The sequence below is a fragment of the Micromonospora globbae genome, assembly GCF_003610785.1.
Lineage (GTDB): Bacteria > Actinomycetota > Actinomycetes > Mycobacteriales > Micromonosporaceae > Micromonospora > Micromonospora globbae.
Map to the genome: position 1 here is coordinate 38,575 of NZ_RAQQ01000013.1, position 20,303 is coordinate 58,877.

18 protein-coding genes are annotated in these 20,303 nt (G+C 73.4%); 10 read left to right on the top strand and 8 right to left on the bottom strand.

The window, feature by feature from the left end:
• Positions 1-44: 44 nt before the first annotated feature.
• On the top strand, positions 45-1,031 hold the full coding sequence (locus tag D7I43_RS18540; RefSeq protein ID WP_120329792.1) for an ABC transporter ATP-binding protein: 987 nt from the start codon (positions 45-47) through the stop codon (positions 1,029-1,031).
• Positions 1,028-2,125, top strand: coding sequence for an ABC transporter ATP-binding protein (locus D7I43_RS18545; protein WP_120329793.1), 1,098 nt, complete (start codon positions 1,028-1,030; stop codon positions 2,123-2,125). The genes D7I43_RS18540 and D7I43_RS18545 overlap by 4 nt, the downstream gene beginning before the upstream one ends.
• Positions 2,126-2,390: 265 nt before the next feature.
• Here D7I43_RS18545 and D7I43_RS18550 read toward each other — a convergent pair whose 3' ends face one another.
• Together D7I43_RS18550 and D7I43_RS18555 are read right to left on the bottom strand one after the other, a co-directional pair.
• Positions 2,391-2,876 (bottom strand): hypothetical protein, encoded by a 486-nt coding sequence (locus D7I43_RS18550; protein ID WP_420870219.1) that lies wholly within the window; start codon positions 2,874-2,876, stop codon positions 2,391-2,393.
• 58 nt (positions 2,877-2,934) lie between these two features.
• Positions 2,935-3,576, bottom strand: a complete 642-nt coding sequence (locus D7I43_RS18555) for an HNH endonuclease family protein (RefSeq protein ID WP_120329794.1) — start codon at positions 3,574-3,576, stop codon at positions 2,935-2,937.
• Positions 3,577-3,711: 135 nt separating this feature from the next.
• Between D7I43_RS18555 and D7I43_RS18560 the strand changes: the two genes are divergently transcribed.
• On the top strand, positions 3,712-5,121 hold the full coding sequence (locus D7I43_RS18560; RefSeq protein WP_120329795.1) for an MFS transporter: 1,410 nt from the start codon (positions 3,712-3,714) through the stop codon (positions 5,119-5,121).
• 41 nt (positions 5,122-5,162) lie between these two features.
• Here D7I43_RS18560 and leuA read toward each other — a convergent pair whose 3' ends face one another.
• From leuA to D7I43_RS18575, 3 genes are all read right to left on the bottom strand, one after another.
• The gene (gene leuA, locus D7I43_RS18565; RefSeq protein ID WP_120329796.1) at positions 5,163-6,914 is read right to left on the bottom strand and encodes a 2-isopropylmalate synthase; all 1,752 of its coding nucleotides are present in this window, start codon (positions 6,912-6,914) and stop codon (positions 5,163-5,165) included.
• 320 nt (positions 6,915-7,234) lie between these two features.
• Positions 7,235-7,891, bottom strand: coding sequence for a nitroreductase family protein (locus D7I43_RS18570; protein ID WP_120329797.1), 657 nt, complete (start codon positions 7,889-7,891; stop codon positions 7,235-7,237).
• An 83-nt stretch (positions 7,892-7,974) separates the two neighbouring features.
• Positions 7,975-8,832 carry a hypothetical protein gene (locus D7I43_RS18575; protein WP_240033032.1) on the bottom strand — a complete coding sequence of 286 codons (858 nt, stop codon included), beginning with the start codon at positions 8,830-8,832 and terminating at the stop codon, positions 7,975-7,977.
• A 320-nt stretch (positions 8,833-9,152) separates the two neighbouring features.
• Here D7I43_RS18575 and D7I43_RS18580 point away from each other — a divergent pair, with 320 nt between their 5' ends.
• Positions 9,153-10,418, top strand: coding sequence for an aspartate kinase (locus D7I43_RS18580; protein WP_120329799.1), 1,266 nt, complete (start codon positions 9,153-9,155; stop codon positions 10,416-10,418).
• A gap of 3 nt (positions 10,419-10,421) precedes the next feature.
• The gene (locus D7I43_RS18585; protein WP_120329800.1) at positions 10,422-11,480 is read left to right on the top strand and encodes an aspartate-semialdehyde dehydrogenase; all 1,059 of its coding nucleotides are present in this window, start codon (positions 10,422-10,424) and stop codon (positions 11,478-11,480) included.
• A 160-nt stretch (positions 11,481-11,640) separates the two neighbouring features.
• Here D7I43_RS18585 and D7I43_RS18590 read toward each other — a convergent pair whose 3' ends face one another.
• Complete coding sequence (locus tag D7I43_RS18590; RefSeq protein ID WP_120329801.1) at positions 11,641-13,110, bottom strand: diguanylate cyclase; 1,470 nt, start codon at positions 13,108-13,110, stop codon at positions 11,641-11,643.
• Positions 13,111-13,316: 206 nt separating this feature from the next.
• Here D7I43_RS18590 and D7I43_RS18595 point away from each other — a divergent pair, with 206 nt between their 5' ends.
• Together D7I43_RS18595 and D7I43_RS18600 are read left to right on the top strand one after the other, a co-directional pair.
• Positions 13,317-14,096, top strand: coding sequence for a phosphodiesterase (locus tag D7I43_RS18595; protein WP_120329802.1), 780 nt, complete (start codon positions 13,317-13,319; stop codon positions 14,094-14,096).
• Between the two features lie 196 nt (positions 14,097-14,292).
• Positions 14,293-15,993, top strand: a complete 1,701-nt coding sequence (locus D7I43_RS18600; RefSeq protein WP_120329803.1) for a bifunctional metallophosphatase/5'-nucleotidase — start codon at positions 14,293-14,295, stop codon at positions 15,991-15,993.
• 190 nt (positions 15,994-16,183) lie between these two features.
• Here D7I43_RS18600 and D7I43_RS18605 read toward each other — a convergent pair whose 3' ends face one another.
• Positions 16,184-17,464 carry an MFS transporter gene (locus D7I43_RS18605; RefSeq protein ID WP_120329804.1) on the bottom strand — a complete coding sequence of 427 codons (1,281 nt, stop codon included), beginning with the start codon at positions 17,462-17,464 and terminating at the stop codon, positions 16,184-16,186.
• Between the two features lie 128 nt (positions 17,465-17,592).
• On the opposite strand from D7I43_RS18605, the gene D7I43_RS18610 reads away from it, so the two are divergent.
• Positions 17,593-18,066 (top strand): hypothetical protein, encoded by a 474-nt coding sequence (locus D7I43_RS18610; protein ID WP_120329805.1) that lies wholly within the window; start codon positions 17,593-17,595, stop codon positions 18,064-18,066.
• 59 nt (positions 18,067-18,125) lie between these two features.
• Positions 18,126-19,328, top strand: coding sequence for a low temperature requirement protein A (locus D7I43_RS18615; protein WP_158610113.1), 1,203 nt, complete (start codon positions 18,126-18,128; stop codon positions 19,326-19,328).
• 52 nt (positions 19,329-19,380) lie between these two features.
• On the opposite strand, the gene D7I43_RS18620 is transcribed toward D7I43_RS18615, so the two are convergent.
• Positions 19,381-19,803, bottom strand: coding sequence for a glutaredoxin domain-containing protein (locus tag D7I43_RS18620; RefSeq protein WP_120329807.1), 423 nt, complete (start codon positions 19,801-19,803; stop codon positions 19,381-19,383).
• Positions 19,804-19,892: 89 nt separating this feature from the next.
• Between D7I43_RS18620 and D7I43_RS18625 the strand changes: the two genes are divergently transcribed.
• Positions 19,893-20,303: a VOC family protein gene (locus D7I43_RS18625; RefSeq protein WP_120329808.1), complete on the top strand. Its 411-nt coding sequence runs from the start codon at positions 19,893-19,895 to the stop codon at positions 20,301-20,303.

Consider the following 20,303-nt stretch of genomic DNA (forward strand, 5'->3'; position numbering starts at 1 on the left):
GCGGTGCGAGCGACAACGGACCAGCACGGTGAGGAAGTGACCCGATGAGCCTGCTCGACGTACGAGACCTGAGCGTCGTGTTCCAGCGGCGCGGCGAGCGGCCGTTCACCGCCGTCGACAAGGTCAGTTTCACGGTGGAGCCGGGTCAGACCGTCGGCCTGGTCGGCGAGTCGGGCTGCGGCAAGAGCGTGACCAGCCTGGCGATCATGGGGCTGCTGCCCCGCCGGGGCAACAAGGTCACGGGCGAGGTGCTCTTCGACGGCGCCGACCTGCTGAAGCTGCGGCCGGACGACATGCGGGACCGGCGTGGCCGGGACATCGGCATGATCTTCCAGGACCCGCTCTCCTCGCTGAACCCGGTCATCCCGATCGGCATCCAGGTCGCCGAGGTGCTGGAGCGGCACCGGGGCATGGACCACAAGGCGGCGCTCAAGGAGGCCAAGGAGCTGCTCGACGCGGTCGGCATCCCGGACCCGATGCGGCGGCTCAAGGAGTACCCGCACCAGATCTCCGGCGGCATGCGCCAGCGCGCGCTGATCGCCATCGCGCTGGCCTGCAAGCCCCGCCTGCTGATCGCCGACGAGCCGACCACGGCGCTGGACGTGACCATCCAGGCGCAGATCCTCACCCTGCTCAAGCAGCTCGTCGACGAGACCGGCACGGCGCTCATCATGATCACGCACGATCTCGGTGTGGTGGCCGGCCTCTGCGACACCGTCAACGTCCTCTACGGCGGCAAGGTCGTGGAGCGGGCGCGGCGGCACGAGCTGTTCGGGCACGCGCGGCACCCGTACACCCACGGGCTGCTCAACTCGGTGCCGCGGCTCGACTCGCCCCGCGGCGAGCGCCTGCACGCCATTCCCGGATCGGTGGCCGACAACATCCCGTGGGCCGAGGGCTGCGCCTTCGCGCCGCGCTGCCCCAACGTGGTGGACGCCTGCCTGGAGGGCCCGCCGCCGCTCGAACCCACCGCCACCGGCGGCGACCTGCGCTGCAACAACCCTGTTTCCGAGGAGGTGGCGGTGCCGTGACCGAGCGGACCGGACCACTGGTCGAACTGCGCGACGTCAAGGTCCACTTTCCGATCAAGAGCGGTCTGCTCGTCGACCGCACCGTCGGCTACGTGTATGCCGTGGACGGCGTCTCCCTGTCCATCAACGCCGGTGAGACGTACGGGCTGGTCGGCGAGTCGGGCTGCGGCAAGTCGACGCTCGGGCGGGGCCTGCTGCGGCTCGTCGAGCCGACCGCCGGGGAGATCATCTTCGACGGCACCGACGTGCGCTCGCTCAAGGGCGAGAAGATGCGCCGGGCCCGCCGCCGCATGCAGATGATCTTCCAGGACCCGCTGTCCAGCCTGGACCCCCGCCAGTCGGTGGAGTCGCTGCTCGTCGAGGGGCTCAAGGCGCACGGGCTGGCCAACGACAAGGCCGAGACCGGCCGGCGGCTGCGCGAGACGCTCGACGCCGTGGGACTGCCCGCCTCGGCGCTCACCAAGTACCCGCACGAGTTCTCCGGCGGCCAGCGGCAGCGCATCGGCATCGCCCGGGCGCTGGTGCTCAACCCGGACCTCATCGTCGCCGACGAGCCCGTCTCGGCGCTCGACGTGTCGATCCAGGCGCAGGTGCTCAACCTGCTCGAGGACCTCCAGGCCGAGCGAGGCCTCACGTACCTGATCATCGCTCACGACCTGGCGGTGGTCCGGCACATCGCGGACACCGTCGGCGTCATGTACCTCGGCGGGCTCGTGGAGGAGGCGTCCAGCGACGACCTCTACCGGGAGCCGCTGCACCCGTACACCCGGGCGCTGATGTCGGCGGTGCCGGTGCCGGACCCGGTGGTGGAGGACCGCCGCGAGCGGATCCTCCTCGCCGGCGACCTGCCGTCGCCCACCAACCCGCCGTCGGGGTGCCGCTTCCACACGCGATGCCCGTGGGCGCAGCCGACGCGGTGCGCCGACGAGCGGCCGGCGCTGCGGGAGGTGGTCACGGGACACCGCGTGGCGTGCCACTACGCGGAGGACATCGCCGCCGGCCGGATCCGGCCCCACGAGGTCGAGCCGGAGCTGGTGCGGCCGACCGACGACGCCGCGCCCGGCGACCCGGGCGAGCTGATCCCGACGCCGTGACGGTCCGGTCGGCGGGGCCGGTCTCCGGCTCCGCCGACCGCCCGACCCCTGCCCGCCCTGACCCCCTGCCCGCCCGACGGCCGGGCTGCCGGCCCGAGGTCCGGGGCCTCGCCGGTCGGTGTCCGGGTACCGGGCCGCTTCAGAGCTGATGTCGTCACCGACATCAACGGTTGCCGACACGGCATCCGTGTCCCACCCGACCCTGGGCCCACCTCGTCGGGCCGCGGACGGGCCGCCGCCCGGACGGCAGCACCCGCGGGGCCGCTCAGCCCTCGGGACGGTTGAGCAGGGCGACCGCGACAGCGTGCACCGCGTCGAGACCCGTGGCGTCGGGCAGCGCCACCCGGCCGCCGGTGACGGCGTACCACTCGTCGGCGTCCTTGTACTGCACGCGCAGCGTGACCTGCCCGTCCGCCCACTCGGTGCGCAGCGTCAGCTCGCCGGTGACGACGCCGACCTCGTCGGTCATCACCCCGCCCGGGCCGGCCACGATGTCCGTGGTCCGATCCTGGGCGCCGCCCGCGCCGCCCGCGCCGCCCGCGCCGCCCGCGCCGCCCGCGCCGGTTCCGCCGGCGCCGGCCCCGCTCGCCGCGTCGGCCTGCATGCCCGCGCCCGGCACGGCGGCGGTGGCCGCGGCCGGCCCGTCGGCCTGCATGCCGGCGCCGGGCACCGCTCCCGGCCCCTCGGCGCTGCCGTCCACGTTCATGCCGGCCGTCGTCGGGTCCGGCCCGGTCCCGGACTGGTCGCTCATGCCGGCACCCCACTCCGCGTCCTGCCACCACGCGGACTGTCCGTCCGCTGACGCCCGCTCATGCACAGCCCTCCAGCATCTCGGTCAGGGCGGCCTTCTCGGCGCTCGTCACCGTCAGCCGCCAGTAGTGCTTGACCGTGACCCAGTTCTCGGCGTACTGGCACCAGTACGACCGGTTCGCCGGTTTCCACTGGGACGGGTCCTGGTCACCCTTTGCCCGATTGGAGGAGGCGGAAACCGCGATGAGCTGCGGGCGCGTGGTGTCGTTGGCGAAATCGCCGCGCTTCGCGTCGTCCCACTCGTCGGCGCCCGAGCGCCACGCGTTGGCCAGCGGCACCACATGGTCGATGTCCACATCAGAGGGATCGGTGAAGGCGCGGCCGTCGTACGCGCTCTCCCACCGGCCGGCCACCACGTTGCAGCCGGAGAGCCGGATGTTGCGGCCGTCCCGGCGCAGCACCGTGTCGCGTACGTCGCAGTTGGTGCCGGTGTCCCGCCAGTGCGGGAACCGCTCCCGGCTGTACCCCTTCATCGACCCGGCGCTGGCCACCGTGAGCTGGCTCAGCTTCTGGATCGCCGTACCGTCGGTGCGGGGCGGCACATCCGGTTCGTCCACCGGCACGCAGCCGGCCGCGCCGAGCGCCAGCGCCGCGGCGAGCGCGGCCGACAGCGCCGCGCGCGGTCCTGATCTGGTACGCACAGACGACACCTCTCCAGCTTGCGGGCTCGTGGCGATCCCGCACAGTACCCAAGCACGGTTTCGGCGTTTCGTGGCCTCTCCCACATCGTGCGGGAAAGATGGGCAGACGTGACCCAGCCCTCGCCCGCGCTCCGCATGCGCACCGCCGCAGGACGGGGGACCCTGCTCGCCGCGGTCCTCGCCTCCGGCATGGTCTTCCTGGACACCACCGTGGTCAACGTGGCCCTGCCCCGGCTCGGCGCCGACCTGCACGCCACCGTGGCCGATCTCCAGTGGACGGTGAACGGCTACCTGTTGACGCTCGCCGCGTTCGTGCTGCTCGGCGGCGCGCTCGGCGACCGCTTCGGCCGCCGGCGGATCTTCCTGCTCGGGGTGGTCTGGTTCACCGGCGCGTCCGTCCTCTGCGGCCTGGCCCAGGGCACCTCGTGGCTGATCGGCGCACGCTTCCTCCAGGGCGCCGGCGGGGCGCTGCTCACCCCCGGGTCGCTGTCGGTGCTCCAGTCCAGCTTCCACCCGGACGACCGGGGTCGGGCCATCGGCGCCTGGTCCGGGCTGTCCGGGGTGTCGACGGCGCTCGGGCCGTTCATCGGCGGCTGGCTGATCGACGCGCTGTCCTGGCGGTGGATCTTCTTCCTGAACCTGCCGCTGGCCGTCCTCGTGGTGCTCGCCGCGCTGCGCTGGGTGCCGGAGAGCCGCGACGAGGACGTCTCGCGTACGCGGGCCGCCGGCGACCGGCACCGCCGGTTCGACGTGGCGGGCGCCCTGCTCGGCGCGCTCGCCCTGGGCGGCGTGACGTACGCGCTCATCGACGCGCCCGGACGCGGCGTCGCCTCGCCTGCGGTGTGGGGAGCGGCGCTGGCCGGGCTGCTGGGGGCGACGGCCTTCGTCCTGCTGGAGCGACGTCGCGGCGAGACCGCCATGCTGCCGACCCTGCTGTTCCGCAGCCGGCTGTTCGCGGTGCTGAACGTCTTCACCGTCGTGGTCTACGCCGCGCTCGGCGGCTTCACCTTCTTCTTCTCCGTCTACCTGCAGAACGTGCTCGGCTGGTCGGCGCTGCTCACCGGGGTCGCGCTGCTGCCGATGACGGTCCTGCTGCTCGTGGGCTCGGCGCGGGCGGGTGCGCTGTCCGCGCGGATCGGTCCGCGCCTGCCGCTGACCGTGGGCCCGGTGGTGGCCGCCGTCGGGCTGCTGCTGTTGCGGCGGGTCAGCCCCGGCGCGTCGTACTGGCTCGACGTGCTGCCCGGGGTGGTGCTGTTCGGCGCCGGCCTGACCCTCGTGGTGGCGCCGCTCACCGCGTCGGTGCTCGCCGCCGTGTCGGACCGGTTCGCCGGCGTGGCCAGCGGCTTCAACAACGCGGCGGCCCGCGCGGGCGGCCTGCTCGCGGTGGCCGCGCTGCCGCTGCTGGTCGGTCTCTCCGGTGGCGGGTACGAGCAGCGCGGCGAGCTGACCGGCGCGTTCCGCGGCGCGCTGCTGTGGTGCGCCGGCGCGCTGGTGGCCGGCGCGGTCATGGCGCTCGTGCTGGTGCACCGCCCGCGCCCACGGTGAGAGCAGGGGCCCCTTCCGTCGCGGAGGGGCCCCTGCCCGCGTCAGCGTCGGGCGCGGTTCACGGCGCTGGTCACGGCCTTGATCGAGGCGGTGACGATGTTGGCGTCGACACCCACGCCCCACACCGTCTGACCGTCCACCTCGCACTCGACGTACGCGGCCGCCTGCGCGTCCCCACCCGAGGAGAGCGCGTGCTCGTGGTAGTCGAGCACCCGTACGCCGACACCCACCGACTGGAGCGCGGTGACGTACGCGTCGATCGGGCCGTTGCCGACCGCGGTGAGCGACCGGTCCTCGCCGTCCACGCCGATCCGGGCCTCGATCTCCACCTTCCCCTCGGCGGTGCCGATCGTGTAGCCGGCCAGCGTCACCGCCGGGTCGGTCTGGTGGTCGAGAAGGTAGTTGCGGGCGAAGATCTCCCACATCGCGCCCGGCTCGACCTCGCCGCCGTCGTGGTCGGTGACCTGCTGCACCACGCCGGAGAACTCGATCTGGAGCCGGCGCGGCAGGTCGAGCTGGTGCTCGCTCTTCATGATGTACGCGACGCCGCCCTTGCCGGACTGCGAGTTGACCCGGATGACGGCCTCGTAGGTGCGGCCCAGGTCCTTCGGGTCGATCGGCAGGTAGGGCACCGCCCACGGGTGCTCGTCGACGGGCACCCCGGCCGCCGCGGCGTCGGCGGTGAGCGCGTCGAAGCCCTTCTTGATGGCGTCCTGGTGCGAGCCGGAGAACGCGGTGTAGACGAGGTCGCCCGCGTACGGGTGCCGCTCGTGCACCGGCAGCTGGTTGCAGTACTCGACGGTCCGCTTGATCTCGTCGATGTTCGAGAAGTCGATCATCGGGTCGATGCCCTGGGAGAACAGGTTCAGGCCCAGGGTCACCAGGTCCACGTTGCCGGTGCGCTCCCCGTTGCCGAACAGGCAGCCCTCGATCCGGTCGGCGCCGGCCAGCAGGCCCAGCTCGGCGGCCGCCACGCCGGTGCCCCGGTCGTTGTGCGGGTGCAGGCTGAGCACCAGGCTGTCACGCCGGGGCAGGTGCCGGTGCATCCACTCGATCGAGTCCGCGTACACGTTCGGGGTGGCCATCTCGACCGTCGCCGGCAGGTTGACGATCAGCTTCCGGTCCGGCGTCGGGTCGATCACCTCGATGACCTTCGCGCAGACCTCCAGCGCGTACTCCAGCTCGGTGCCCGTGTACGACTCCGGCGAGTACTCGTAGTGGATGTCGGTGTCCGGAGTGTGGATCTCTGCGTACTTCTGGCAGAGCCGGGCGCCGGTGGTGGCGATGTCGGTGATGCCGTCGCGGTCCAGACCGAAGACCACCCGGCGCTGGAGCGTCGAGGTGGAGTTGTAGAAGTGCACGATGGCGCGCTTCGCGCCGCGCAGCGACTCGAACGTCCGCTCGATCAGGTGCTCGCGGCACTGGGTCAGGACCTGGATCGTCACGTCGTCCGGGATCAGGTCCTGCTCGATGAGCTGCCGGACGAACTCGTAGTCGGTCTGGCTCGCCGACGGGAAGCCGACCTCGATCTCCTTGTAGCCCATCTGCACGAGCAGCTGGAACATGCGCCGCTTGCGCTCGGGGGACATCGGGTCGATCAGGGCCTGGTTGCCGTCGCGCAGGTCGACGGCGCACCAGCGGGGCGCGGCGGCGACGTGCCGGGTCGGCCAGGTGCGGTCCGGCAGGTCGACGCGGAACTGCTGCTGGTAGGGCTGGTAGCGCTGGAACGGCATCCGGCTGGGGCGCTGCCGGGCGATCGGATCGGTCTCGACGTCGGTGGCTGGTTGAGCCATGGCGGAGTGCTCCCGTTGGTCACGTGGCGTCAGCAATCGGAGGTTGTCGGCGGGTGCCGCGGGCGCCGGGCCGGCGACGGTGCCGGGGGCGCGGTGTCGGCGGCGGTGCCGAGCCCGGGGAATTCCGGGCGGACGTTCGGATCTGCTGGGCGGCGCGCTTCAACTCCGCGACGAGGTGCCGGCCGTCAGGCCTCGTCGCGGCGACCAAGGAGAAGGGCCTGCCACATGACAAGCGCAACCCTACGACTCGGGACGTGGATCTGGGAAGACAGTCCGGACTTTGAGACGTGAGTCGCAGGACTGAGCCGCGTAAGCCCAGCTCAGACTAGGAGGAGGTCGTCGAGCGGCCGGCGGTGGCGCAGCCCGGTCTCGGCCGCGACGAGGTCGGCCGGGAGGCTCAACGGATCGCCGAGCCGGCCGACGGCCAGCGCGACGGCGGGCCGGATGTCGCCGGGGAGGTCGAGGTCCGCGGCCAGGCCGGCGCGGTCGAGGTCGTGGATCTGGCGTACGTGCAGCCCGAGCGCCGTGGCCTGCACGGTGAGGTGGGCGACGGCCTGCCCCAGGTCGTACGCCGTCTGCGGGTCCGGCGCGGCGGGGGCGCCCGCGGCCGGGCCCGGTGCGGCGCTCGCCTCCGTGTCCGCTGCGGCGCGGTCGCTCGTAGCGGAGTCCGCTGCGGCGCCCGTGGCGGGGTCGGCTGCCGCGCGGTCGCTCGTGGCGGTGACGTGCGCGGCGAGAAGGAGCGCGGCGGCGCGACGGGCCCAACGCTGCTCCCGCTCCGGGAGGTTGACGAGGATCCGCTTCCAGGTCTCGTCCTCCCGGTGGCCGAGGGCGAACCGCCAGGGCTGGCGGTTGCCCGCCGAGGGCGCCCAGCGGGCGGCCTCCAGCAGTGAGGCGGCCTCGTCCGGGGTCAGCTCGGCGCTCGGATCGAAGGCCCGGGGGCTCCAGCGGAAGGCGAGCAGCGGGGTGAGGTCAGCCATGGGAGAAGCGTCCTGTATGGCCGATTCGCCCAGACGTCCGGGGTGGGCAAATGTGGGCAACAGCACCCGTAACGGGATGAAGATCATTGCGTTCCGGTGCTCGGGCTCCCCGACGGCTCGGGTGGCGGGGGTGAGGCCGTGCCCAGCGGCTCGCCGTCGACGACCGGCCCGGCCAGCTGCACGGTCGGTGGCGCGGGCGCCGGCGGCCCGGCGAGGGTGAGCGTGCCGTGCTCGGTACGGACGGCGGTCGGCGTGCCGTCCTGGTCGTAGCAGTAGATGCCCACGTCCAGCGGGGCGTTCAGCGAGGCCGAGGTGGTCTCCACCGCGTAACAGGTGCCGGCGACGCCCTTCGGCGGCTGCGCCGGCGAGACCGAGAGCGGGGCGCGGCGGTCGGTGAGCACGTCCAGCCAGTCCGTGAACGGGTGCTGCACCCGGGGGTCGAACCGGCGCGGGATCGTGTCGTCCCGGTCGCCGAGGCGTACGCAGCTCGCCGCCTGGGGCCGGGCCGCCGACGGCAGGGCGCACTGGAAGAGCCCGTCGGCGGTCGCCGCCAACGACACGTCGGCCGCCCCGCCGAGCGCCCCGCCCGGCACGTCGACCCGCCAGGTGCCGTCCTCCGCGCTGGTGACCACGATCGTCCGGTCCGGCTCGCCGCCACGGCTGAACGTGTACCGGGCGACGAGGTGACGGTCCTGGGCCGCCGCCGCGAGCGCGGCCAGCTCGTCCCGGGCGGCGTCCGCCGCGACCGGCGTCGGGTCGCTCGCCGGGTCGCTCGGCGGCGGCGTCGACGGCGGTTCGGCGGAGCAGCCGAGGAGGAGTGCAGCCGGCAGGGCGATCGCGAACACGAGGGGGCCGCAGGCGCGCCGGCCGGGCCGGTCGGGGCGGGGCCGGTCGGGCGTACGCCTGCCGGCGACCCGGGGCGAACGGGAGAGGACGGGCACGGGCACATTCTCCGGTGCCCGGGCGCCCCGCGGTGCCCCGGCCGCCCGTCGTACCCACGGCGTGTCGGCCACCGCCTTCCCGCCCGCCCCGCCGTGTCGGCCTCCGCTTCCCCGCCGCCCGCCGTGTCACCGGCGTGTCGCAGCGGGTCCCGTCCGCCCCCGTGGTCGACCTGCGTGTCCGCGCCTGTGCGGGCCGGATGGTGGGATCACCCGACCCGGCGGACCCGCCGGCCCGATAGGCTGAGGAGGTCTGACACGCCGCCGGCCCGTGACCGGCGGCGTCGGCACGCTCAGGGTCACTGGGAGGGGAGTGCACCGTCGTGGCACTCGTGGTGCAGAAGTACGGCGGGTCCTCCGTCGCCAACGCCGAGCGGATCAAGCGGGTCGCCGAGCGCATCGTCGCCGCACGCAAGGCCGGTGACGACGTCGTGGTGGTGGTCTCCGCGATGGGCGACACCACCGACGAACTGCTCGACCTGGCCAACCAGATCAGCCCGCTGCCACCGGGCCGTGAGCTGGACATGCTGCTCACCGCCGGTGAGCGCATCTCCATGGCGCTGCTCGCGATGGCCATCCACAACCTGGGGTACGAGGCCCGTTCGTTCACCGGCTCGCAGGCCGGCGTGATCACCACCTCGGTGCACGGCCGGGCGCGGATCATCGACGTGACCCCGGGCCGCCTGAAGGGCGCGCTCGACGAGGGCGCCGTGGTGATCGTGGCCGGCTTCCAGGGCGTCTCCCAGGACACCAAGGACGTGACGACGCTCGGTCGGGGCGGCTCGGACACCACGGCCGTCGCGCTGGCCGCCGCGCTCGACGCCGACGTCTGCGAGATCTACACCGACGTGGACGGCGTCTTCAGCGCCGACCCGCGCATCGTGCCCAACGCCCGGCACATCAAGCAGATCACCTACGAGGAGATGCTGGAGCTGGCCGCCTGCGGCGCCAAGGTGCTGCACCTGCGCAGCGTGGAGTACGCCCGGCGCGCGGGGTTGCCGATCCACGTCCGTTCGTCATACTCGACCAACACCGGCACGATGGTCACCGGATCGATGGAGGACCTTCCCGTGGAGCAAGCACTGATCACCGGGGTCGCCCACGACCGCAGCGAGGCCAAGATCACGATCGTCGGCGTGCCGGACGAGCCCGGCGCCGCCGCGCGGATCTTCGACACCGTGGCGGGCGCCGAGATCAACATCGACATGATCGTGCAGAACGTCTCCACCGAGGGCACCGGGCGGACGGACATCTCCTTCACCCTGCCCAAGGCCGACGGCCCGACGGCGATGGCCGCGCTCAGCAAGATCCAGGAGTCGGTCAAGTTCAAGGGCCTGCTCTACGACGACCACGTCGGCAAGGTGTCGCTCATCGGCGCCGGGATGCGCTCGCACCCGGGCGTCGCGGCCGGCTTCTTCGCGGCCCTCGGCGCGGCCGGCGTGAACATCGAGATGATCTCCACCTCCGAGATCCGGGTCTCCGTGGTCTGCCGGGACACCGACCTCGACGCGGCGGTCCGTGCCATCCACGACGCCTTCGACCTCGGCGGCGACACCGAGGCCGTGGTCTACGCGGGCACCGGGCGGTAGCTCATGGGCGAGCTGCCCACCCTCGCCGTGGTCGGGGCGACCGGCGCTGTCGGCACCGTCATGTGCGAGCTGCTCACCGGGCGCCGCAACGTCTGGGGCGAGATCCGCCTGCTCGCCTCCGAGCGTTCGGTCGGGCGGCGGGTCCGCTGCCGGGGCGACGAGCTGACCGTCCAGGCGGTCACCCCGGAGGCCTTCGACGGGGTCGACGTCGCGATGTTCGACGTGCCCGACGAGGTGTCCGCGCAGTGGGCGCCGGTCGCGGTCGACCGCGGCGCCGTCGTGGTGGACAACTCCGGCGCCTTCCGGATGGACCGAGACGTGCCGCTGGTGGTGCCGGAGATTAACCCCGAGCAGGTACGGAACCGGCCGAAGGGCATCATCGCCAACGCCAACTGCACGACCCTCGCGATGATCGTGGCGATCGCACCGCTGCACCGCGAGTACGGCCTGCGCGAGCTGGTCGTCTCCTCGTACCAGGCGGTCTCCGGCGCCGGCCAGGCAGGTGTGGACGCCCTGCACGCGCAGCTCGGCAAGGTCGCGGGGGACCGCGTGCTCGGCTCGCGGCCCGGCGACGTACGCCAGGCGGTCGGCGACGACCTCGGGCCGTTCCCGGCGCCGCTCGCCCTGAACGTGGTGCCATGGGCCGGCTCGGCCCTGGACGGCGGCTGGTCGTCGGAGGAGATGAAGGTCCGCAACGAGTCCCGGAAGATCCTCGGCCTGCCCGACCTGAAGGTCTCCGCCACCTGCGTGCGGGTGCCGGTCGTGACCGGGCACTCGGTGGCCGTGCACGCGGTGTTCGCCACCGAGGTCGACGCCGAGGGCGCCCGCGAGGTGCTGCGCAACGCGCCCGGCGTGATCCTCGTCGACGACCCGGCCGCCGGCGAGTTCCCCATGCCGATCGACGCCGTGGGCACCGACCCGTCCTGGGTGGGCCGGATCCGTAGGGCCCTGGACGACCCGCGCGCCCTGGACCTCTTCATCACCGGCGACAACCTCCGCAAGGGCGCCGCCCTGAACACGGCCCAGATCGCCGAACTCCTAGCCCAAGAGCTGACCCGCTAACCCCCCCCGCGCTCCCCGCGCGCTCCCCGCGCGCTCCCCGCGCCCCCGCTCCCAGCGTCGATCTTGCAGTTTGTGCCCCGGCAAAGGGTGCGAATGGTGCATAACGGGGGCCGAAAGTGCAAGATCGCGGGGGTCAGGGGCGGGGCGCGGGGGTCAGGGGTTACGCGGGGGCTAGGCGGACTCCGTCGCGGCCGTGGCGCTTCACGGCGTAGAGGGCCTGGTCGGCGCGGCGCAGTGCGAGTTCCGCGGATTCGCCGGGACGGGGGAGGGCCACTCCGACACTGATGGTGCGGCCGGTACGGCGGGCCGCCTCGGTCAACCGTTCGGCGATCCGGACCGCCTCCTCCGGGCGGTTCACCTCGATCACGGCGACGAACTCGTCGCCGCCGACCCGGTACAGCTCGTCGCCCTGCCGCAGCGCGCCCTCCAGCGCCCGGGCGAGGCCGATGAGCAACTGGTCGCCGGCCTGGTGGCCGTACGTGTCGTTGACCGTCTTGAAGCCGTCCACGTCGATCGCGAGCAGGGCCGTGCGGCCCGGGGTGGCCGCCGCGATCCGCTTGCCGAACGGCCCGGTGTGCCGGAGCCCGGTGAGCGGGTCCGAGATGGCCTGCTCGCGCAGCCGGTCGAGGGTGCGCAGCCGGTCCAGGCTGTTCCAGGCGTGGCCGGCGAGGAGTTCCATGAGGCTGACCGTGGTCGGGTCGGGGTACAGCAGCCGCTCGTCGGCGACGAGCAGCACCCCGCCGCGGTCGGGCGGGCCGAGGGGCACGGCCACGAGGGTGCGTACGCCGGCGTGGGCCAGCGGCTGGTACTCCGCCGTCGGCGGCTGGCCGGCCTCGCCGAGCGTGTAGCCCGCGCCGTACCGGTGGACCCGCTCGACGATGGCCCGCAGCGCGCCCGGACCCGCCTCGGTCAACTCGGCGCGGATCCGCGACTCCAGCTCACCGGGCACCGCGCCGTCGGCCTGATCCGCGATCCCGGCCACGCCGCCGACCTGACCGTGCGGCGGCGTGCCGAGGCGGTGCCTGTCACGATCCGCCAGCACCAGCACGCCGGCGGAGAGGGTGGCGACGTCGCGCGCGGCGCACACCGCCGCCGCGACGAGTTCGCCCTCGGTCGGGGCGGCCGAGAGCGCGGCGGCGTGCCGGAGCAGTTTCTCGCTGCGGCTCTCCGCCGGAGGGCCGCCGAGTGCCATGATCCGGGCGCCGAGCCGCCCGGCCAGCCGTTCCGCGGTGACCCGCCACGGGGTCAGGTCGACAGGTGCGCTCCACTGGAGGTCGAGCACGCCGACCGGCCGCCCGGCGGGGTCCACCACCGGTACGCAGATCTCGGTGACCACGTCCGGGCGGACCGGAAGGTAGTCGGGGTCCGCGGCGACGTCGGGCACGACGGCGGTCTCCCCGGAGGCGTGCACCCGGCCGACGATCCCGGTCTTCGGCGGCACCGTCGCGAAGACCTGCCAGGCGCCGGTGGCGGCCACGCAGCGCAGCCGGTCGTGGACCTGTAGGAGTACGGAGATCGTGGCCGGGGTGTGCCTCGCGAGGGCGGTGACGGCGCGTTGGCACGCCTCCAGGGCGGTCGAGGCCGCGGGAAGGCTGGCCGTGACGTCACGGATGATCCGCTCGTGATCCACTCGCTCGTCGTTCCAGGTAGGGGTGGGGGCCGGCCGCTGCCGCGCCTGCGATCAAGCGTACTCATGGCGTGACGGGAGCCCTTCCGCTCAGGCTCTTCGTACACACGTGCTATCCACAGGCTGTGGACGTGGCCGGTGGATACAGCGGGCCCCGGGCGGGTCGCGGCGGCGATAGCGTGAATACCCCGGCCGCGAGGAGGCGTCCCATGCGCATCGCCCAGCTGAGCGACCCGCACCTGACCACCGGCCCGCTCGCCGCCGAACCGGCCGCCGGGCTGCACCGGGCGCTCGGCCGGGTGCTCGCGTTGACCCCCCGCCCCGACTGCGTGGTGATCACCGGGGACCTCGTCGACCACGGCCGTCCCGACGAGTACCTCGCGCTGCGCGAGGTCATCGGGCGGTTTCCCCTGCCCGTGCACCTGGTCACCGGCAACCACGACGACCGGGAGTCGCTGCTCGACACGTTCGGCGGCACCCCGTGGCTGGGCGACGGCTTCTCGGCGTACTACCTCGTCGACCACTCGGCCGCGACGGTGGTCGTCCTCGACTCCCTGGTGCCCGGGGCGAGCGGCGGGCGGCTCGGTGAAGAGCAACTGGGCTGGCTGGACGGCGTCCTGGCCGGCCGACCGGACGTGCCGGCCCTGGTCTTCCTGCACCACCCTCCGGTGGCCGCGGGTGTCCCCGCCGCCGACGCGATCGGGCTGGCCGACGCCGACGGGTTCGCCGACGTGATCGGCCGGCACCCCCACGTGCTCCGGATCGGCGCCGGTCACCTGCACCGGCCGCTCACGGCGGGATTCGCCGGAACGGTCGTCACGACCGCGCCGAGCACCTGGCGGCAGGCGTCGTTGACGATGAGCCCGGACGAGCAGATCGGCTGGGTGGCCGAGCCCACGGCGTTCCTGCTGCACCTCGTCGAGGGCGGCGGCTGTGTCACGCACACCGTGCAGGTCAGCCACTCGGCGGGGCACACCTGCGGGTTCTGAGACAGCGGCCGATCGCGTATCCGCAGGTCCGACGCCGTCCCCGGTCGACCCGGGGCGTCCGGGATGAGAGGCTGTGCCGGACGGGGCAGCGTACCCCCGAGCGCTGCCGCCGCACCGACCCTTCCGACGGTGCCGGTCGGCGTCCGGGCGACCCACGGCCCGGTGCCGCCCCCCACCGAGTCTCACGAGGAGTTCCATGTCCATCCCCGGGATGCGTCGGGCCACCGTCGGCCTGACCGCGCTCGCGGTGGCCGCGTTCGGCGCGGTCACCAGCACCCCCGACCAGGCGGAGGCGGGGCCCAAGCCCGTCGACGTCACCCTGCTCGCACTGAACGACTTCCACGGCAACCTCGAACCGCCGAGCGGCTCCAGCGGCACCATCGCCGGGCAGAGCGCGGGCGGTGTCGAGTACCTCGCCACCCACCTGGCCGAGCTGCGCAGGGCGGCCACGAACAAGAACACCATCACCGTCGCCGCCGGCGACCTGATCGGTGCGTCCCCGCTGCTCTCCGCCGCGTTCCACGACGAGCCGACGATCGAGGCGCTGTCGATGGCCGGGCTCGACTACGCGAGCGTCGGCAACCACGAGTTCGACGAGGGCGCCAACGAGCTGCTGCGGATCCAGAACGGCGGCTGCCACCCGGTGGACGGCTGCGCCGACGGCACCCCGTACGAGGGCGCCGGGTTCCAGTACCTCTCGGCGAACGCGTTCCGGACCGCGACCGGCCAGCCGCTGCTCGCGCCGTACGCCATCCACGAGGTGCAGGGCGTCAGGATCGGCTTCATCGGGATGACGCTGGAGGGCACCCCGCAGATCGTCAGCCAGGAGGGCGTCGCCGGCCTGAGCTTCGCCGACGAGGCGGAGACCGCCAACCGGTACGCCCGGGAGCTGCGCCGCCAGGGTGTGCAGTCGATCGTCGTCCTGCTGCACGAGGGCGGCACCCAGGCCGCCGGCGGTGGCATCAACGACTGCGTCGGCATGACCGGCCCCATCGTGGACATCGCCAACCGCATGGACCCGTCGATCGACGTCGTGGTCAGCGGCCACACCCACCAGGCGTACAACTGCGAGATCAACGGCAAGCTGGTCACGAGCGCCAGCTCGTTCGGCCGCCTCGTCACCGACATCGACCTGAAGATCGACCGGCGCAGCGGTGACGTCCTCAGCGCGTCGGCCGAGAACGTGGTCGTCACCCGGGACGTGGCCAAGGACCCGGCGCAGACCGCCCTGATCGACCGCTACACCACCGTGCTCGGCCCGGTCGCCGACCGTCAGGTCGGCGAGACCACCGAGGCGATCACGCGGAGCCAGGAGACCCTCTTCGGTACGACGATGGGCGAGTCGCCGTTGGGCAACGTGATCGCGGACGCGCAGCTCGCCGCCACCGACGACGAGCAGAACGCCGTCGCCGCGTTCATGAACCCCGGCGGCGTGCGAGCCGACCTGGACGCCGGCCCGGTCACGTACGAGGAGGCGTTCACCGTCCAGCCGTTCGCCAACAACCTGGTGACGCTCGACCTCACCGGCGCGCAGCTGTACTGCGTGCTGGAGCAGCAGTTCGTGGTGAACCGGATCCTCTACCCGTCGTCCACCGTCCGGTACGTCGTCGACCCGAACGGCGCCACCGCCCCGGCCGCCGACCCGTGCGGTGGTACCCGGGTGGTCCGGGGCAGCCTCGCCATCGGCGGCACGACGGTCGACCCGGCCGCCACCTACCGGGTGACGGTGAACAACTTCCTGGCCGGCGGCGGTGACGGCTTCAGCACCCTCACCGCCGGCACGAACCTGGTCACCGGGCAGATCGACCTGGACGCGTTCGTGGCGTACCTGACCGCCGAGTCCCCGGTCTCCGCCCCGGCGCTGGACCGGATCCGCACCACCGCCGAGTCCGCCTGACGGCTCGGTCGTCCCACGGTCGGGCCCCGGAGCATCCGCTCCGGGGCCCGATGCGTCTCCGGGCGCCGCTCGCCGCCGCCCGTGCCGGTCCCGGCGGAGATCACGCTCGATCGTGGACGCGGTGGCCTCCGCGTGCCGGCGAGGCCACCACAACCAGATGCAGCGCGATCCTGTCGAGCCGGCCGACGGGTCAGGCGTGGGCCGGAGCGGGCTCCGCCACCGGGGTGGCCAGGACGCGGCCGTCCTGGATCGGGGTGAGCAGGCGGCGCAGGGACAGCGCCACCAGCGAGGCGATCAGGCACCCGCCGACGACCGCCACCACCCACACCTTGCCGTCGGCGGCGCCGATCAGCGGGCCGGCGGTCACCGGGCCGATCACCCCGCTGATGCCGAAGATCATGGAGCTCATGGCGTTGTACCGGCCGCGCAGCTCGTCGGTGGCGAGCGCGTTCGTCAGCGCCGGCATCATCGGCGAGAGCATGGTCTCGCCGAAACCGAAGATCGCGGAGCAGGCCACCACGCAGAGCGCGGCGACGATCGCGTTGCCCGTGGCCACGACACCGGCGGCGCCCAGCACCAGCCAGGCGGCGGCGAACACGGCGCCCACGACGGCGAGCGCACCGGTGCGGCTGCGCCCCTCCAACCGCCGGATCACCACGAGCTGGGCCAGCACGATCATCACGGTGTTGGCGGTGAGCGCCCAGGCCACCACGCGGGGGCTCACCTCGGCGACCCGCACGGCGTACGCGGCGAAGCCCACCTCGATCTGCGCGTAGCCGCACGTGGTGAGGACCAGGCCGAAGATCACCAGGCGCCGGAACGGGCGGTCCCGCAGGACGGCGAAGTAGCCACCGGTCGACGGCGCGTCCCCGCTCGACGCGGCGGCGATCCGGCGCCCCACGGCGGGCAGGGTCAGCAGGATGATGGCCGGCGTCAGGTAGCTCACCGCGTCCAGCACGTAGATCGCCTGGAAGGTGACCGGCCGCTCGGTGTCGATGATCGCGCCGGAGATCAGACCGCCGACACCGATGCCCAGGTTGAGCAGGGCGAAGTTCAGGCCGAACACCCGCTGCCGCTCGCCGTCGTCGGTCAGCGTGGCGAGGATCGTGTTCTGCCCCGACCAGATGGCCGAGCTGCCGACCGCGATCACCGTCATCACCAGGAACGCCGAGGTGGTCGAGTGGACGAGCGCGAGCGAGCCGGTGCCCGCCGCCTCGATCACCAGGCAGGGGATCACCACCCGTCGCGCGCCGAACCGGTCGATGAGGCTGCCACCCAGCGGCGACAGGACGAGGGTGACCGCGCCGTACCAGCCGATCACCAGGCCGGCCCGTGCGTCGGTGAGGCCCCGCACGTCGGTGAGGTAGATGAAGAGGAACGGCAGGGTGAGGCCACGCCCGATTGCCGAGAGCAGGGTGCCGATCAGGATCCGGCGGGCTTCGGGACGGCGGGGCAGGGCGCGGCGGATCATGCGAGGCATTCTCTGCCGAGGGTGTGACGGCCGGCGACCGGATTCCCGCCCGCCACGCCCAGCGTGGTCCCGCGTGGTGACGAAGCCCACTCCCGGCCGCTGTCCGACCCGTCTGGAATGCTGGCGCCGTGACCACCACCTGGCGCCACCTGCCCGCCCCCGCCCGCGAGATCGCGGTGAGCGCCGCCGAGGCCGTCGCCGCCGTCCGGCGACGCGACGGGCGGGCGTACGACGAGGCCGTGGCCCGGCTCGCGGCGGCCGACCAGTCCGGCCTCGTCCTCGGCGGGGTGGTCCGGCTGCTGCTCGAGGAGACCCACCCCGACGGCCTCGACGGCGACGACGTCCGCCGGGTGCTGGAACGCGTCGCCCGCGACGGCCTCCAGTGGCTCACGGACGTCGACCCGCACGTGCTGCTCGTCCTGCTCGCGGGCGCCCTCGGGGTGTACGACCCGGCCGGCGACGAGTCGCCCCCCGACCCGCCGGCGGTCGCGAGGCACGCGCCCCTCCTCGTCGCCGACCTGCTCACCGCCACGGGCCGCCCCCTCGACGGCTACCTGGCCGCCGCCCTCGCCGAGATCGAGCGCGCCGAGCGGCACGACTGAACGGCGCAGTTCACGCAAACCGCCCGGCCGTGCCGGCAGGGGCGCACGAAGATGGCAGGGTGCGCATCTTCCGGGGCCGGTACGAGACGACCGCGGAACGGCACCGGACGACCAGCTTCGAGATCTTCTTCGACCTGGTGTTCGTCTTCGCGCTCACCCGGATCGTCGAGTTCATGGAGGACGAGCCCTCGGCCGTCACCCTGACCCGTGGCCTGCTGCTCTTCCTGCTGCTCTGGTTCTCCTGGTCCTCGTACGCCTGGCTCGGCAACCAGGTGCGCGCGGACGTCGGCCTGGTCCGCACCGGCACCCTGGCCGCCATGGCGGCGATGTTCGTGGCGGCGCTGGCCATCCCCGGCGCCTGGCGGGGGTCCGGTCCGGTGCCGACGGCGCTCGTCCTCGCCGCGTCCTACATGGCGGTGCGGACCCTGCACCTCGCGCTCTTCCTCGCCGTGTCCCGGGACCGGCAGCTCACGCGTACGCTCCGGCTCACCGCGATCCCGGTGGTGCTGGGGTGGATCCCGCTCGTCACCGGCGCGCTGGTCGGCGGCGCCACGCAGACGGTGCTCTGGACGGTGGCGTTCGCCGTCGACGTCGGTGGTGCGCGCATCGCCTCCGGGTTCAGCCCCTGGCCGCTGCGGAGCGTCAGCCACTTCACCGAGCGGCACCGGCTGGTGCTCATCATCGCCGTCGGCGAGTCCCTGATCTCGATCGGCATCGGGGCGGGCGCGGAGCTGCGCGGCTGGCTGGTGCTGTTGGCGGCACTGCTCGGGTTCGCGGCGGCGGCCAGCCTGTGGCGGCTGTACTTCGACCGGTTCGCGTCGGTCATCGAGCGGAGCCTGGAGGGGGCGTCCGCGGCGCGGCGGGCCACCATCGCGAGCGACGCGTACAGCCTCGCGCACTTCCCGATGGTGGCCGGGATCATGTACGTGGCGTTCGGCATCGAGCAGGTGCTCGCCACGCTGATCCACGAGCCCGACGCACACCAGCGGCCGCTGGGGCTCCCCGGGACGGTCGCGCTCTACGCCGGCGGCGCGCTGTACCTCGTCGGCCGGGCGCTCTGCCTGCGGCTGGCCACCATGCACGCCACGTTGGCGCCGCTCGCGGGCGCCGCCGTACTCCTGCTGTTGATCGCGCCGGCCCGGCTGCTGCCCGCGGTCGTCGCCCTGGCGCTGCTGGTGCTGGCGCTCGTGGCGCAGCTCGCCGTGGAGTGGCGCTGGCCCCGACCGGCGGCCCCGCTGCCCGCCAACCAGCCAGCGGGTTGACGCCGGCCGGCGGGGGTGAGACCGGGGGTTTCGCCCGGCTCTCGTGGCGGTGCTATGCGGCCAGCCGCCGCCGTACGAGATCCGGGTCCGGGTTCACGACGGGCTCGCCGCCCGCCACCATCGTCGGCACCGTCTCGTCCCCGCCCGTGACGGCTCGCACGGCCGCCGCCCCGGCCGGGTCGCGCCAGATGTCGACCCAGTACGCGCGCCGCGCGGCACGGCCGAGCCGGAACCGCAGACGGAGGCAGTAGCGGCAGCCCGGCCGCCAGTAGATGACCGGCCGGCCGTCCGCCGCGCTGCGCCGCTGCGCCTCGTCCGCCGTCACGGATCGCGGGAAGACCAGCGGCGACAGCAGGACGGCCAGCGCCGCCAGGAGCACCAGCCAGCCGACGCCGACCCACGACGGCCGGTCGCGGACCGCCACGAGCACGCCGCACGCCAGCAGCAGCACCGGCGGTCCCCAACTACGCAGCATGACGTCGGATGCTAGCCCCGCCGGCCGACGAGATCCCGGCTCGGGCTGTCGCGCCCGCAGGTCAGGCGCCCGCACCTAGCATCGTCGTCATGGACGTCACCATCCACACGACCTACCTGCCGCACCTCGACCCGGACGCCTCCCTGGCCTTCTACCGGGACGCCCTCGGCTTCGAGGTACGCAGCGACGTCGGCCAGGGCACCATGCGGTGGATCACCGTGGGCCCCACGAACCAGCCCGACACCTCCATCCTCCTGGCGCCGCCGGCCGCGGACCCGGGGATCACCGACGAGGAGCGCCGCACCATCACCGCGATGATGGCCAAGGGCACGTACGGCTGGGTCCTGCTGGCCTCCCGCGACCTCGACGACACCTTCGAGACGGTGCGGTCGCGCGGGGCGGAGGTCGTCCAGGAGCCGACCGAGCAGCCGTACGGCATCCGCGACTGCGCCTTCCGCGACCCGGCCGGCAACCTGGTCCGGATCCAGGAGGTCCGTTGA

Coding starts and splice junctions, on each gene's coding strand:
- D7I43_RS18540 (WP_120329792.1), top strand. CDS start 45: ATGAGCCTGCTCGACGTACGAGACCTGAGCGTCGTGTTCCAGCGGCGC.
- D7I43_RS18550 (WP_420870219.1), bottom strand. CDS start 2,876: ATGAGCGACCAGTCCGGGACCGGGCCGGACCCGACGACGGCCGGCATG.
- D7I43_RS18560 (WP_120329795.1), top strand. CDS start 3,712: ATGCGCACCGCCGCAGGACGGGGGACCCTGCTCGCCGCGGTCCTCGCC.
- leuA (WP_120329796.1), bottom strand. CDS start 6,914: ATGGCTCAACCAGCCACCGACGTCGAGACCGATCCGATCGCCCGGCAG.
- D7I43_RS18570 (WP_120329797.1), bottom strand. CDS start 7,891: ATGGCTGACCTCACCCCGCTGCTCGCCTTCCGCTGGAGCCCCCGGGCC.
- D7I43_RS18585 (WP_120329800.1), top strand. CDS start 10,422: ATGGGCGAGCTGCCCACCCTCGCCGTGGTCGGGGCGACCGGCGCTGTC.
- D7I43_RS18595 (WP_120329802.1), top strand. CDS start 13,317: ATGCGCATCGCCCAGCTGAGCGACCCGCACCTGACCACCGGCCCGCTC.
- D7I43_RS18600 (WP_120329803.1), top strand. CDS start 14,293: ATGTCCATCCCCGGGATGCGTCGGGCCACCGTCGGCCTGACCGCGCTC.
- D7I43_RS18605 (WP_120329804.1), bottom strand. CDS start 17,464: ATGATCCGCCGCGCCCTGCCCCGCCGTCCCGAAGCCCGCCGGATCCTG.
- D7I43_RS18620 (WP_120329807.1), bottom strand. CDS start 19,803: ATGCTGCGTAGTTGGGGACCGCCGGTGCTGCTGCTGGCGTGCGGCGTG.
- D7I43_RS18625 (WP_120329808.1), top strand. CDS start 19,893: ATGGACGTCACCATCCACACGACCTACCTGCCGCACCTCGACCCGGAC.